Origin of the sequence: Sinorhizobium sp. CCBAU 05631, from assembly GCF_002288505.1 — a bacterium.
Taxonomy (GTDB): domain Bacteria; phylum Pseudomonadota; class Alphaproteobacteria; order Rhizobiales; family Rhizobiaceae; genus Sinorhizobium; species Sinorhizobium fredii_C.
In genome coordinates this window covers 2,329,683-2,343,052 of sequence record NZ_CP023063.1, presented here as the reverse complement: position 1 = coordinate 2,343,052, position 13,370 = coordinate 2,329,683, and the positions used below count along the sequence as shown (strand labels likewise).

Here is a 13,370-nt window from a genome sequence, read left to right as displayed (position 1 = left end):
TTCGAGGCGGCTTTTTTCGTATTCGAGCCGCGTGGAATGACCGGGCTTTTACGGAGCGAGGCGAATGGCAACGGTAATTCTGAAAGACGGCGCGGAGAGTTACACCACGAATGGCGGCATTGTCGTGACGCGCCGGCGGCGCGACGCGTCCTATGCGGATGCAATCGCCTCCTATGTGGACAGGCTGGACGAGCGCCGCGGTGCGGTGTTCTCGTCGAATTACGAATATCCGGGGCGCTATACCCGCTGGGACACTGCCGTCGTCGACCCGCCGCTCGCCATCTCCTCCTTCGGCCGCTCGCTCTGGATCGAGGCCTATAACGGACGCGGCGAGGTGCTGCTGGCGCTGATCGCCGAGCACCTGAAAATGGTTGCCGACATCACGCTCGGGACGCTGACGGCCCGCCGTCTCGATCTCACCATCAATGAGCCCGACCGCGTCTTTACCGAGGAAGAGCGCTCGAAGATGCCGACGGTCTTCACGGTGCTTCGCGCCGTGACGAACCTCTTCCATTCGGAGGAGGATGCGAGCCTCGGCCTTTACGGCGCCTTCGGCTACGACCTTGCCTTCCAGTTCGACGCAATCGACCTGAAGCTCGCCCGGCCGGACGACCAGCGCGACATGGTCCTCTTCCTGCCGGACGAAATCCTCGTCGTCGATCACTATGCCGCCAAGGCCTGGATCGACCGCTACGATTTCGCCAGGGACGGTGTCTCGACCGAGGGCAAGGCGGCGGAGATTGCTTCCGAACCGTTCCGCACCGTCGACAGCATCCCGCCGCACGGGGATCATCGCCCGGGCGAATACGCCGAGCTCGTCGTCAAGGCGAAGGAGAGCTTCCGCCGCGGCGACCTCTTCGAAGTGGTGCCTGGGCAGAAATTTTATGAGCGCTGCGAAAGCCGCCCCTCCGAAATCTCCAACCGGCTGAAGGTGATCAACCCGTCGCCCTATTCCTTCTTCATCAATCTCGGCAACCAGGAATACCTCGTCGGCGCCTCGCCGGAGATGTTCGTGCGCGTTTCCGGGCGCCGCATCGAGACCTGCCCGATCTCCGGCACGATCAAGCGCGGCGACGATCCGATCGCCGACAGCGAGCAGATCCTCAAGCTCCTGAACTCGAAGAAGGACGAATCCGAGCTCACCATGTGCTCGGACGTCGACCGCAACGACAAGAGCCGCGTCTGCGTGCCGGGCTCGGTCAAGGTGATCGGCCGCCGCCAGATCGAGATGTATTCGCGGCTGATCCACACGGTCGACCATATCGAGGGGCGGCTGCGCGACGACATGGACGCCTTCGATGGCTTCCTCAGCCACGCCTGGGCGGTCACCGTCACCGGCGCGCCGAAGCTCTGGGCGATGCGCTTCATCGAGAGCCATGAGAAGAGCCCGCGCGCCTGGTACGGCGGGTCGATCGGCATGGTGGGCTTCAACGGCGACATGAACACCGGGCTGACGCTGCGCACGATCCGCATCAAGGACGGCATTGCCGAGGTGCGGGCGGGGGCGACGCTGCTCTATGATTCCAATCCGGAAGAGGAAGAAGCCGAAACCGAACTGAAGGCCTCCGCCATGATTGCAGCCATTCGCGACGCGAAATCCGCCAACAGCGCCAAGGCGGCGCGCGACGTCGCCCCCGTCGGCGCCGACGTCAATATCCTGCTGGTCGATCACGAAGACAGCTTCGTCCATACGCTGGCCAATTATTTCCGCCAGACGGGTGCGACGGTGACCACCGTGCGCACGCCGGTTGCCGAGGAAATCTTCGATCGGGTGAAGCCGGACCTCGTCGTGCTTTCTCCCGGCCCCGGCAGCCCGAAGGATTTCGACTGCAAGGCGACGATCAAGAAGGCGCGGGCGCGTGAACTTCCGATCTTCGGCGTCTGCCTCGGCCTGCAGGCGCTGGCCGAGGCCTATGGCGGCGATCTCAGGCAACTGGCGGTCCCGATGCACGGCAAGCCGTCGCGCATCCGCGTGCTGGAGCCGGGCATCGTCTTCTCCGGCCTCGGCAAGGAAGTGACGGTCGGGCGCTACCATTCGATCTTTGCCGATCCGTCGAGCCTGCCGCGCGACTTCATGATTACCGCCGAAAGCGAGGACGGAACGATCATGGGCATCGAGCATCTCAAGGAACCGGTGGCGGCCGTGCAGTTCCATCCGGAATCGATCATGACGCTCGGCGGAGACGCCGGCATGCGGATGATCGAGAACGTCGTGGCGCACCTGGCGAAGAGGGCGAAGATCAAGGCCGCCTGAGGCCCTCGCTGACGACCCCTTGAGAGTAATCGCGAGAGCGCGATCGCGCCTTTGACAAGCCGTTCATTATCGCCCATATGAGGCATTAAAATCCGCCTGCGCGAAAACCCGCGCGGGCGGTTTTGCGTTTCAATGGGCATGCATTTGCATCGTTTGCATCTGCACGAGGAATGAAGATGACCGCGTCCGACAATCGAACGGTTCTAAGGCTCGCCTTTTGGGGCATCCCGCTTTCTCTCGGGGTCATGGGGCTGAAGCTGCTTGCCTGGTGGGTGACAGGGTCGGTCGCATTGCTGTCAGACGGCCTGGAATCCGTAGTCAACGTCGTTGCCGCGGTGATCGCCTACGCGATGATCGGCTACGCAGCGAAGCCGGCGGACGCCGGCCACCCCTTCGGGCATCACAAGGCGGAGTATTTCTCGGCGGTCATCGAAGGTGTCCTGATCGTCGTGGCGGCGCTGTCCATCCTTTGGGAGGCCGTGCCCGAGATGATGGCGCCGTCCTTGCTGAAGGCGCCGGCGCTCGGCCTGGCAATCAACTTCGCTGCCGGTGTCGTCAACGCGATCTGGGCCTATGTCCTGATCCGCGCCGGCAGGGCGCATCGTTCGCCGGCACTCAGCGCCGACGGACATCACATCCTCTCCGACGTCGTCACGTCGGCCGGGGTGCTCGCGGGTCTTGTTCTTGCCGTTGCCACCGGCTATGCAATTCTCGATCCCTTGCTTGCCGTGGTCGTCGCCGCCAACATCCTGTTTCAGGGCTGGAAGGTCATCTCGCGCTCGATCGACGGGCTGATGGACAAGGCTGTGCCGGCGGAGGAAGAAGAGGCGATCAAGCAGGCGATCGCCGCCAATGCCGGCGGGTCGCTCGGCGTCCATGACCTGAAGACGCGGCAGGCGGGTCCGGCGACCTTCGTGGATTTTCACATGGTCGTGCCGGAGGCGATGCCGGTCGGCGACGCCCATGATATTTGCGACCGGATCGAGGATGCTATCCGCGCCGTTCATCCGGGCGCAAGGATCGCCATCCACGTCGAGCCGGAAGGCGAAAAAGCGCACGGCGTGCGCGTCAAAACCAGAACGGGATGACGAAAAGGGGTGTGCGGTGCTTTGCCCGCATCGCTCCAAACTTAAGGAACCAGGGAAATGCCGAAGACCGACGTATCAGGACTTTCACAACTGGGGGCGAAGGTTGACCTGCCGCAGAGCCCCGAGGAGGCGGTGCTCGAACGCGTGCCGAGCGGCCATGAGGGCACGGATTTCCTCGTCCGCTTCACGGCGCCGGAATTCACCTCGCTCTGCCCCATGACCGGACAGCCGGACTTCGCCCACATCGTTATCGACTACGTGCCGAACGGCTGGCTGGTCGAATCGAAGTCGCTGAAGCTGTTCCTGCATTCCTTCCGCAATCACGGCGCCTTCCACGAGGATTGCACGATCGACATCGCTAAGCGGCTGGTGTCGCTTCTTTCTCCGAAGTGGCTGAGGATCGGCGCCTACTGGTACCCGCGCGGCGGTATCCCAATCGATGTGTTCTGGCAGACCGGCAATCCGCCCGCAGGCGTCTGGCTGCCGGATCAGGGCGTGCCGACCTATCGCGGCCGCGGCTGAAGCGGCGGGAAGCCCGCCGCCCTTGCGCCGGTATGGTCAGCCGAAGATCATCGCGGCGCCGGCCAGCGCGGTGACGCCGCCGAGAAGGCGGGCAAGCGTGCCGTTGCTCGAAAGCCTCGCGAGCGCGATACCCAGGCCAAGGCCGGCGGCGTGCAGCAATGCGGTTGCGGCGATAAAGCCGAGAGCGAAGGGCCAGGCGCCGGCCAGCCCCAGTTCGCTGCCATGGGCATGGCCGTGGAAGAGGGCGAAGATGCCGACGATCGCAGCGGCCGGCGCCACGTCGAGGCGCACGGCGATCGCGACGATCAGGCCGAAGGCGACGACCGAGGCGAGGATCGCAGGCTCGGCGAAGGGCAGGGAAACGGCGGCGAGCGCCAGTCCGAAGCCGACAGTCATCATCCCGACGAAGGCAGCAGGAACAGTCCAGAGCGCGCGGCCGCCGATCTGCGCGGCCCAGAGGCCGACGGCGACCGTCGCCAGAACATGGTCCGCGCCGAAAAACGGATGGGAAAGACCGGCCGCCAGCGAACCGTGCTCGACCGGGTCGAGATGCGCGAAGGCGGGCGCCGCGGAAGCGCCGAGTGCGGCGGTGGCAATGAGCATGCGTGTCTTCATTATGGTCCCCACTTGTCGGCGTGCACGGGAGGCAGCCCGTCCGCTCTGATGACGCGCTGATCTTATTGGGCTTTTTCGCGCTGTCCATACGGCATTTGACGGTGCACCCATTTACCATTGCGGCAGCGCTCGGGGTCCGAACCTTTATTCACTGGCGGTTTGCATTGTCATCGGCATCGAGTCGCATTATCTGACCTTGAGACATTTCACGAGGAGTCCGAAGAATGCGGATGAACGACGACGACCAGGAAGAAAAGAAGACCGAACTGCCGCTGGGCAAGGAAACCGAGGCGAACCTTTTCAAGTCTCGTTCGATTTTCATCTACGGAACGATCAACCAGGAACTGGCGCAGAAGGTCTGCTCGCAGCTGGTGGCGCTTGCCTCGGCCAGCGACGAAGACATTCGCATCTTCGTCAACTCGCCGGGCGGACACGTCGAATCCGGCGACAGCATTCACGACATGATCAAGTTCGTGAAGCCGAAGGTCTGGACGATCGGCACGGGTTGGGTGGCCTCCGCCGGCGCGCTCATCTTCGTCGCTCCGCCGAAGGAACGGCGCCTTTGCCTGCCGAATACCCGCTTCCTGCTGCATCAACCGTCCGGCGGCACCCGCGGCATGGCTTCGGACATCGAGATCCAGGCGCGTGAAATCATCAAGATGAACGAACGGCTTAACAAGATCTTCTCCGAAGCGACCGGCCAGCCGGTCGAGAAGATCGCCAAGGACACGGACCGCGACTACTGGCTCGGCGCCGACGAGGCGAAGTCCTATGGACTCGTCTCGCGGATCATCACATCGGTCGCGGAGATTTGACGTCGGGTCACCCCAGCGAATCGCCCCTCATCCGGCTGCTGCCACCTTCTCCCCGCAGGCGGGGAGAAGGGTTCTGCCGCACCGTTCTGCCTATTTATGTTGACTTCGACGCCAGCCCCGCAGGCTATTGGTGAAGCCTCAGCTAACACGGGCTACACCCATCAGCTCCCTTGCTCCGCTTCGCCAAGCCGTGTATAGGCACTCTTATGACCAAGGCTTACGCGCACAAGATCTCAGCGATCTCCTTTGGACACGATCACGATCGTGCCCCCTCGCGCGCCTTTGCCTCGCTTCTTCTTCTTCTCGGCCTTACTCGCGGTTGCCGGGTCCGGTGAGGGGCGCCCGGCGGCCGAAAGCCTTGCCGGCAGATGCTCCTCTCCTCGAACACCCCAGAACTGAAACAATGGCGTCGGCATCAGCCTCGCAATATGGTCCGTGATCGGCTATTGCATCCGGCAAGCCACGCTCCAGTGACGAAGAGAAGCTGCACATGACACTGAGATCGCATCCCATCAAGGCCGGCATGCCCGAGGCCGCGGTGAAATATCAGGCCTATCCGCAGGTCGCGCTGCCGGACCGCACCTGGCCGTCGAATACGATCAGCAAGGCGCCGATCTGGTGCTCGGTGGACCTGCGCGACGGCAACCAGTCGCTCGTCGATCCGATGGGGCACGACCGCAAGGCCCGCATGTTCCACCTGCTCGTCGACATGGGGTTCAAGGAAATCGAGATCGGCTTCCCGTCTGCGTCGCAGACCGATTTCGACTTTGCCCGCTGGTGCGTCGAGGAGGGCAATGTGCCGGCCGACGTGTCGCTGCAGGTGCTGGTGCAGTGCCGGCCGGAACTGATCACCCGTACCTTCGAGGCGCTTGAGGGCGCCCACCGACCGATCGTCCACTTCTACAACTCCACGAGCGAGCTGCAGCGCCGCGTCGTGTTCGCCAAAGATGTCGCCGGCATCAAGCAGATCGCAACCGACGCCGCCAAGATGATCACCGACATGGCGGCAAAGGCTGGCGGCGGCTATCGGTTCGAATATTCGCCCGAGAGCTTCACCGGCACCGAACTGGAAGTGGCGCTGGAGATCTGCAATGCGGTCACCGAGATCGTCCGGCCGACCCCGGACAACAAGCTGATCATCAACCTGCCGTCGACCGTCGAGATGGCGACGCCGAACGTCTATGCCGACCAGATCGAATGGATGTGCCGCAATCTCGACAACCGCGAGAACCTGATCGTCTCGCTGCATCCGCACAACGACCGCGGCACCGGCATCGCCGCGACCGAACTCGGCCTGATGGCCGGCGCCGATCGCGTCGAAGGCACGCTGTTCGGCAATGGCGAGCGCACCGGCAATGTCGACGTGGTGACGCTGGCGCTCAACATGTTCACGCAAGGGGTCGATCCGAAGCTGGACTGCTCGGATATCGAGCGGATCAAGGAAGTCTACGAATATTCGAACCAGATGGTCATTCCGGAACGCCATCCCTATGTCGGCGAACTGGTCTACACCGCCTTCTCCGGCTCGCATCAGGACGCCATCAACAAGGGCATGAAGGCGCTTAAGCAGGCCAACAAGCCCATCTGGGAAGTGCCGTATCTGCCGATCGACCCGCGCGATGTCGGCCGCAGCTACGAGGCCATCATCCGGATCAACTCGCAATCGGGCAAGGGCGGCATCGCCTATATCATGCAGGAAGACTACGGCATCAACCTGCCGCGCAACCTGCAGATCGAGTTCCGCGAGGACATTCAGCGGATCACCGACGAAGAAGGCAAGGAATTGCCGTCGAAGCGCATCCATCAGCGCTTCATCGAGCGCTATGTCGAGCAGCCCGGCGCACGCATCAAGTTCGTCGATCACCACACCTATCCGGTGGGCGACCACAAGGGGCTCAGAGTCGTTGCCGCCGAGATCACCGATCGCGGCGAGACGAAGCGGATCGAAGGCAAGGGCACCGGCCCGATAGACGGTTTCATCAACGCGCTGTCGATCTATCTCGGCATCGAGCTCTCGGTCGCGGACTATTCCGAGCACTCGCTGCAGCACGGCTCGAACGCCGCCGCAATCGCCTATGTGGAGGTCGAGCACCCGGGCGGCACGCTCTTCGGTGCTGGCATCAATACCAACATCGTCGCGGCCTCGCTCGAAGCGATCGTCTCGGCCGCGAATCGCGTGTTGGAGACGGTGGCGAAGTGAGCCCGTGACGATGGCCGGCGGGCTGTTCTGAAGACGGCCCTCGCCTGCGATTGCCCCTCTTCTCGGGTTTATCCCGAGGACTAGCGCTCTCCCCGCTTGCGGGGAGAGGGGACTAAGGCAACGCGGCAAACCCCTTCGCCCCGCATTTTGGGGAGAAGGTGCCCGGGGGCCGAACCGCGACGTTCCAACGTGCTCAGATGGCGGCCGCCACCGTGCGCGCCAGATCCTGCAGACCGGCGGCCGATGACGGCCCGACGACGACGAAGGAGGCGCCCTCCTTCTGCCAGGAGACCAATCCCAGATCGCCGCGGATAACCTCGCTGAAGGTGTCCGCCTTGGCCCCGTCGGCGCTCCTCAAGAAGCAGATGGCGAAGATCTCGTCCTCCTGGTCACGGTAGACGAGCTGGGCGACCGGCTTGCCATTGGCGACCAGCAGCCTTGCGCCTTCGAAGGCAAGTCCCGTGCTCGTAAGATCGGGAATCTTGAAGCGGACGCCGACGCTCGCGGTCAGCCAGGTTTCTATGTGGGCCGCTTGCGAGGCCGGGACCTCGACCAGATGCTCCTTCTGGCGCGAATAGACGCGATGGTAGTCGGCAATCTCGTTGACCCACGGGCTCGCGGCGGTCTCGCCGACCGGTTCGACGAAATTGGCCGTGCTGCCGAGAATGAACCCGGCGACGCCGCCGGTCAGCAGCAGGCCGATCGCGGTGGCAACAAGGCGTGGCAAGACCCGGGCGCCTCGTGTCGGGAGGTTCGACGTCGTTACCCGCTCGAGCTTCGGGTTGATGCCGCCTCCCTGCTTTATCTGCCGCACCAGCGCCAGCGGCACCGGATCGTGAAGGAAATCCTCGAAGGCCCTGTTGCCGAATGTGCTGCCCGCCTTCAGCTTGTCAAGCAGCACCCTGGCGTCCTCATCGCGCGTAAGCAGAGCGTCGAGCTCGGATCTTTCCGCCTCGCCGAGTTCGCCGTCGATATAGGCGGACAACCGCACTTCGAGCGCCATCCCTTTCGTCTGCTGCAACGGTCAGGCCCTCCTTTCCGTATCTTCGGACAGCATGGCCGCGAGCCGCAGGCGCGCTGTCGAGAGCCTGCTCATCACCGTGCCGATCGGGATGCCGAGGATCGTCGCGGTCTCCCGGTAGCTGTGACCTTCGACGTTGACCAGCAGGAAGACGCTTGCCAGTCCCTCAGGCATGGAGAGGATCATCTTCTGCAGCTGATTGGCATAGACCGCCTTCTCGGCCGCGGCTTCGACATTCAGTTCACGCTGGTCGAATATGTCGACCATGCTGCCGGTGCCGCGGACCTTGCGCTTGCGGACCTCGTCCACCCAGAGATTGCGGGTCATCGCATAGACCCAACTCTCCAGCCGTCCCTCGCCATTCCACAGATGGCTGCGGCCGATCGCCCGCTCGCAAACCTCCTGGACGAGGTCGTCGGCATCGTTGGCATTGCGCGTCAGCGTCATCGCGAAGCGGCGCAATTTGGGCAGCAGGCTGACCAAATCCCGTCTGAAGTCCTTCATCTCTGCCGCTGGGCGCATTTCTCTTCCAGTGAGACGTGCCGGATCATCCGTCTGTTCGCGCTGCGAACGCACGGCTCATGATATGAAACTTGATCGGAAGTCTGCAAGGGAAGACCCGGATCGCAATGAGTTTTTTGCGGTCCGGCGTACAAGGTTTTGCACGCCGGCAGCCCGGCGTTCGGCGGGGAGGAAGATCCGCGCCGTCAATACTGACGAACGCCGCCGAGCGATTCGAGCAGGGCCCTGTAAGCCCATGTGCCTTCGCCGCCGCGGTCGCGGATTTCGACGAGCTGTGCTCTCCCCTCCTCGACCCGACCTTGCTCGATCAGGGCCTGGCCCATATAGGAGCGGGCGAGAATATAGTTTTCGTCGGCCTGGATGGCGCGCTTGTAATACTGCATGCCGAGCTCCATGCGCCCGGCCTTGCGGTTGCTATAGCCGAGATAGTTCAGGACGCGGGCGCTCTGCTGCTCGTTCATCGCGCCGAGGACCTTGATCGCGTTCTCGTATTGGCCGGCATAGGCGAGCTCGCGTGCCGCGTCGAACAGGACATCGTCGCCAAGATCACTCCGCTTCGCATCGACGCATCGGTTCCGCTTGGCGTCCCAGACCTTGCCGTCCCTGCATTGGGTGGTCGTCTTGGTCTTCTTGGGCGGCGCGCTGTTGTCGTCGCCGACGGCCAACGCCGCCTGGCTTGCCACGGAGGCCGCGAAGGCGGAAAGGGTGAAGAGGATGATCTTGCCGTTCATGATGCCTTTCTCCTGTGAACGATGCGGCGGCCGATGACCGGCCGACGCAGATGTCGCTCCGGCGGCGTTTGACCTCCAACGCGACATAGACGCCGGAGCCTTGCCGATTATTCGGGCGGCAGTTCAAAAAAAGCGCCCCCGATACGATGCCCCCTAAGCGCTCTCTCAACCATGGAACTGGGTTGTCTCGGCGAGGCTGACGGTCTTGGCGTCCGCGCCAAGGGCAAAGCGCTCGCGGGTCAGCTTCCAATTGCCCGGCTCTCCTCCGATCGAGAAAAGGTTGTAGGCGGCGACCGGCTTGGCGCCGCCCGGCCCTTGCGAGGCGGAGGCGATGCCGACAACCGGCACCGGCGCCGCGTGTCCCCTGAGCCAGTAGACGGTGTTGAGATGCGTGTGGCCATGCAGCACCAACTCCGCGCCACCTGACGAGATGGTCGCGGCGAAGCGGCGGATGCCGATCATGCGCTTGTGCATGGATGTGGCGCCGCGGATCGGCGGATGGTGGATCATGACGACCCGAAACAGACCGGCCTCGCCGGCCGCACGCAAGAGGTTGACCGTGGCGCGGGCCTGCCGCGGGCCGAAATAGCCGCTTGCCGCAAAGGGAGGCGTGGCGACCGCCGTCGAACAGCCGATGAGGGCGACCGAGCCCCGTACGCGAAGATAGGGAAAGCAGTGATGGTCCTTCATCCAACCGGAAGGACCGTTGTCGCCGCGCATGAAAGGATACCAGGCGCGTGCCGTCTTCTCATAGGCCCCCGGCACATAGGCGTCATGATTGCCGGGCACGACGGAGATGTCCTGCGGGTCGCCGGCCTCGGCGAGCCATTCGGTGACCGCTTCGATTTCCAGAGAGGATGCAAGGTTGACTAGGTCGCCCGTGATCGCCAGATGGTCCGGGTCGCGCGTTTCGATGTCGTCCATCAGGCATTTGAGCGTGTCGGGAAAGAGATGGCGCGCCCGGTTGCGGTGCCAGTTGACGAAACCGGTAATGCGCTTGGAGGCGAGTTCGCGAAACGACAGATCGGGCAGGGGGCCGAGATGGACGTCGGAAATATGCGCAAGTTTGAACATCGCCCCGGTCTAGCGCATATTCGGCGGCAGGGGAATCACTTGAATGGGTTATCCCGCCGCAGCGGCACATGTCCGACGCAGGGCCACAGGCCCCGTTGCAGCACTTCGAATTGCCGGGAAGGAGAAGCCGATGGACCAGGACCGGCCGAAAGAGGTGCGCAACTGGCTCTGGCCCCTGACACGGCTCGCTCACATGTATTTCGCCGTCTCGCGCGGCATGACGCTCGGGGTGCGGGCCGCCTGCTTCGATGACCAAGGCCGGGTTTTCCTCGTCAGGCACTCATATCTGCCCGGATGGCACTTGCCCGGTGGCGGCGTCGACCGGCACGAGACGGCGTTTGACGGGCTGGTCCGCGAGCTCCGCGAGGAGGGCAATCTGGAGCTCACCGGGCCGCCGCGCCTCGTGCAGGTCTACTACAACCCGGGAACAAGCAAGCGCGATCATGTCGTCTTCTTCCGGTGCGACGATGTCCGCCAGGTGCGGCCGAAAGTTGCCGACCTGGAAATCGCGGCGGCCGGCTTCTTTGCGCCCGACGATCTGCCCGCCGACACCACGCCGGCAACGCGCCGCAGGCTTGCCGAACTTGCCGGAACGGCGGCGCCGGCTATGTTTTGGTAGGGACCCTACCGATCCTCGCGTCCGTGCGGCGCCTGAAGATCGAGTTCCGGCCCGACGGGCACGATACCGGTCGGATTGATCATCCTGTGGCTGCGGTAATAGTGCTCCTTGATATGGCGCATGTTGACGGTCTCGGCGACGCCCGGCACCTGATAGAGATCGCGCAGATAGCCGCTTAGGTTCGGATAGTCGGCAATGCGGCGGATGTTGCATTTGAAATGGCCGACATAGACCGGGTCGAAGCGCAGCAAGGTGGTGAACAGGCGCCAGTCCGCCTCGGTCAGGCGGTCGCCGAACAGATAGCGTCGCGAGGCAAGGCGGCTTTCCAGTTCGTCCAACATCGCGAATAGCGCCGTGACGTTCTCCGCATAGGCCTCCTGGCGCGTGGCGAAGCCGGCCTTGTAGACGCCGTTGTTGACCTTGTCGTAGATGCGCGCATTGAGCGCGTCGATCTCCTCCCTGAGGTCCTCCGGATAGAAATCCGCTGCCGAGCCGGTGAGACGGTCGAAGGCGGAATTGAACATGCGGATGATCTCGGCCGACTCGTTGGAGACGATCGTGTTCTTCTTCCTGTCCCAGAGCACCGGTACGGTGACACGGCCGGAATAGTTGGAGTCGGCGCGCGTGTAGATCTGCCAAAGCGCCTGCGAGCCGAAGAGGTGATCGACGGTGCCGCCGTTGTCGCCCTTGAATTCCCAGCCGTTTTCCAGCATCAGCGGATCAACGATCGAGACCGGGATGATCTCCTCAAGCTTCTTGAGTTTGCGGAAGATCAGCGTGCGGTGCGCCCAGGGACAGGCAAGCGAGACATAGAGATGGTACCGATCGGCCTCGGCCTCGAAGCCGCCTTCGCCCGAAGAGCCGGGTGAACCGTCGGCGGTGACCCAATTGCGGAATTGCGACACGCTTCGCTTGAAATGCCCGTTGGTTTCGACCGTATCGTACCAGACGTCCTGCCAGACGCCGTCCACAAGCCTGCCCATCAGCGCGATCCTTCCAGTTCTTCCTGTTCTCGATAGATAGCGCGGCATCGCCTCGCCGATAGGCATGAAATTCTGAACAGTGCGTTTTAGACTTTGACCGGCGGCGATTTTCTGCTATCGGCGATCCGAAGCTTTTTCTTTTTTCGAAAGCGACCGTAACGATGATCCTGTCGGGAAGCCTGCGACGACGCTGATGCTGCAAACGCCCTTGGGGCGCGCCATCCCTATTGTCTGTTCGCTTGCCGGTTCTCGACATCCATGAAAAAGCTCGATCTCGTCTATCTGACTGAAGACGCATCCCACGACGCAGCCATCGAAATCATCAATGAGGAAGCCTTCGGCCCCGGCCGGTTTGCCCGGGCGGCTGCGCGGATCCGCGAGCAGGGCCCGCACGACCGGGCGCTGTCCTTCATCTGCACCGATGACGGCGAAACGATCGCCTCCGTGCGGATGACCCCGGTGAGCGTGGGGTCCGTCAAGGGGCATCTGCTCGGTCCGCTCGCCGTCCGGCCGTCGCACAAGAACAAGGGCATCGGTCGGGAACTCGTGCGGATCGCCGTCGAGGCGGCGCGGCGGAAGGGCTCCGAAGCGGTCATCCTGGTGGGCGACCCGCCCTATTACCAGCCGCTCGGCTTCGCGAAGGTCCGGTACGGCGCGCTTGAATTCCCCGGTCCGGTCGATCCGGCCCGGGTGCTGGTCGTGCCGATCGCAGCCGACGTTCACGCGCGGCTTGAGGGTGTGATTGCCTGGCGGGATGACAGCGTAGTGCCTGCAGCGAAGGGCGTTGTGCCGCCACCCGCTGAAGGCGCCGCCGCCTGATTTGCTGGGCGCTGGGCCATTCAACGGAATGGCCGCTCCCCTTCCACTCGTCATCCTCGGGCTTGACCCGAGGATCCATTCACGAGCTCAAAAAGAAGCAATCGGCC

At 63.4% G+C, this 13,370-nt stretch carries 13 protein-coding genes; 7 read left to right on the top strand and 6 right to left on the bottom strand.

All coding sequences use genetic code 11. From position 1 onward, the window contains the following. Positions 1–64 precede the first annotated feature (64 nt). The 3 genes from SS05631_RS11530 (at position 65) to queF (ending at position 3,864) form a co-directional block, all read left to right on the top strand. Positions 65–2,254, top strand: a complete 2,190-nt coding sequence (locus SS05631_RS11530; RefSeq protein ID WP_037414898.1) for an anthranilate synthase — start codon at positions 65–67, stop codon at positions 2,252–2,254. Between the two features lie 176 nt (positions 2,255–2,430). Further along, positions 2,431–3,342: a cation diffusion facilitator family transporter gene (locus tag SS05631_RS11525; RefSeq protein ID WP_037414950.1), complete on the top strand. Its 912-nt coding sequence runs from the start codon at positions 2,431–2,433 to the stop codon at positions 3,340–3,342. Positions 3,343–3,399: 57 nt separating this feature from the next. Next, a complete protein-coding gene (gene queF / locus SS05631_RS11520) occupies positions 3,400–3,864 on the top strand; it encodes a preQ(1) synthase (RefSeq protein ID WP_037414901.1) in 465 nt (154 codons plus the stop codon). A gap of 36 nt (positions 3,865–3,900) precedes the next feature. Here the strand turns inward: queF and SS05631_RS11515 are convergent, their stop codons facing one another. After that, a complete protein-coding gene (locus tag SS05631_RS11515) occupies positions 3,901–4,479 on the bottom strand; it encodes a HupE/UreJ family protein (RefSeq protein ID WP_037414903.1) in 579 nt (192 codons plus the stop codon). A 230-nt stretch (positions 4,480–4,709) separates the two neighbouring features. Here SS05631_RS11515 and SS05631_RS11510 point away from each other — a divergent pair, with 230 nt between their 5' ends. Continuing rightward, positions 4,710–5,294 carry an ATP-dependent Clp protease proteolytic subunit gene (locus tag SS05631_RS11510; protein WP_037414905.1) on the top strand — a complete coding sequence of 195 codons (585 nt, stop codon included), beginning with the start codon at positions 4,710–4,712 and terminating at the stop codon, positions 5,292–5,294. Between the two features lie 490 nt (positions 5,295–5,784). Beyond that, on the top strand, positions 5,785–7,494 hold the full coding sequence (gene leuA, locus SS05631_RS11500) for a 2-isopropylmalate synthase (RefSeq protein ID WP_037414908.1): 1,710 nt from the start codon (positions 5,785–5,787) through the stop codon (positions 7,492–7,494). A 193-nt stretch (positions 7,495–7,687) separates the two neighbouring features. Here leuA and SS05631_RS11495 read toward each other — a convergent pair whose 3' ends face one another. The 4 genes from SS05631_RS11495 to SS05631_RS11480 all read right to left on the bottom strand — a co-directional run bounded on the left by SS05631_RS11495 (position 7,688) and on the right by SS05631_RS11480 (position 10,842). Further along, the gene (locus SS05631_RS11495; protein ID WP_050988181.1) at positions 7,688–8,515 is read right to left on the bottom strand and encodes an anti-sigma factor; all 828 of its coding nucleotides are present in this window, start codon (positions 8,513–8,515) and stop codon (positions 7,688–7,690) included. Positions 8,516–8,518: 3 nt separating this feature from the next. Further along, positions 8,519–9,037, bottom strand: a complete 519-nt coding sequence (locus SS05631_RS11490) for an RNA polymerase sigma factor (RefSeq protein ID WP_037414914.1) — start codon at positions 9,035–9,037, stop codon at positions 8,519–8,521. Positions 9,038–9,222: 185 nt separating this feature from the next. Beyond that, complete coding sequence (locus SS05631_RS11485) at positions 9,223–9,768, bottom strand: hypothetical protein (protein ID WP_037414917.1); 546 nt, start codon at positions 9,766–9,768, stop codon at positions 9,223–9,225. A 165-nt stretch (positions 9,769–9,933) separates the two neighbouring features. Continuing rightward, entirely contained in the window at positions 9,934–10,842 is a 909-nt protein-coding gene (locus SS05631_RS11480) for a metallophosphoesterase (RefSeq protein ID WP_037414920.1), read from the bottom strand. A gap of 130 nt (positions 10,843–10,972) precedes the next feature. Between SS05631_RS11480 and SS05631_RS11475 the strand changes: the two genes are divergently transcribed. Further along, complete coding sequence (locus SS05631_RS11475; RefSeq protein ID WP_037414923.1) at positions 10,973–11,461, top strand: NUDIX domain-containing protein; 489 nt, start codon at positions 10,973–10,975, stop codon at positions 11,459–11,461. 5 nt (positions 11,462–11,466) lie between these two features. Here the strand turns inward: SS05631_RS11475 and SS05631_RS11470 are convergent, their stop codons facing one another. Beyond that, on the bottom strand, positions 11,467–12,444 hold the full coding sequence (locus SS05631_RS11470; RefSeq protein WP_037414927.1) for a glutathione S-transferase family protein: 978 nt from the start codon (positions 12,442–12,444) through the stop codon (positions 11,467–11,469). 258 nt (positions 12,445–12,702) lie between these two features. On the opposite strand from SS05631_RS11470, the gene SS05631_RS11465 reads away from it, so the two are divergent. Then, positions 12,703–13,263, top strand: coding sequence for an N-acetyltransferase (locus SS05631_RS11465; RefSeq protein ID WP_037414930.1), 561 nt, complete (start codon positions 12,703–12,705; stop codon positions 13,261–13,263). Positions 13,264–13,370 lie beyond the last annotated feature (107 nt).

Excerpts from the sequence above, each read along its gene's own strand:
- SS05631_RS11530 (WP_037414898.1), top strand. The coding sequence starts at position 65 with ATGGCAACGGTAATTCTGAAAGACGGCGCGGAGAGTTACACCACGAAT.
- SS05631_RS11525 (WP_037414950.1), top strand. The coding sequence starts at position 2,431 with ATGACCGCGTCCGACAATCGAACGGTTCTAAGGCTCGCCTTTTGGGGC.
- queF (WP_037414901.1), top strand. The coding sequence starts at position 3,400 with ATGCCGAAGACCGACGTATCAGGACTTTCACAACTGGGGGCGAAGGTT.
- SS05631_RS11515 (WP_037414903.1), bottom strand. The coding sequence starts at position 4,479 with ATGAAGACACGCATGCTCATTGCCACCGCCGCACTCGGCGCTTCCGCG.
- SS05631_RS11510 (WP_037414905.1), top strand. The coding sequence starts at position 4,710 with ATGAACGACGACGACCAGGAAGAAAAGAAGACCGAACTGCCGCTGGGC.
- leuA (WP_037414908.1), top strand. The coding sequence starts at position 5,785 with ATGACACTGAGATCGCATCCCATCAAGGCCGGCATGCCCGAGGCCGCG.
- SS05631_RS11490 (WP_037414914.1), bottom strand. The coding sequence starts at position 9,037 with ATGCGCCCAGCGGCAGAGATGAAGGACTTCAGACGGGATTTGGTCAGC.
- SS05631_RS11485 (WP_037414917.1), bottom strand. The coding sequence starts at position 9,768 with ATGAACGGCAAGATCATCCTCTTCACCCTTTCCGCCTTCGCGGCCTCC.
- SS05631_RS11480 (WP_037414920.1), bottom strand. The coding sequence starts at position 10,842 with ATGTTCAAACTTGCGCATATTTCCGACGTCCATCTCGGCCCCCTGCCC.
- SS05631_RS11475 (WP_037414923.1), top strand. The coding sequence starts at position 10,973 with ATGGACCAGGACCGGCCGAAAGAGGTGCGCAACTGGCTCTGGCCCCTG.
- SS05631_RS11470 (WP_037414927.1), bottom strand. The coding sequence starts at position 12,444 with ATGGGCAGGCTTGTGGACGGCGTCTGGCAGGACGTCTGGTACGATACG.
- SS05631_RS11465 (WP_037414930.1), top strand. The coding sequence starts at position 12,703 with ATGAAAAAGCTCGATCTCGTCTATCTGACTGAAGACGCATCCCACGAC.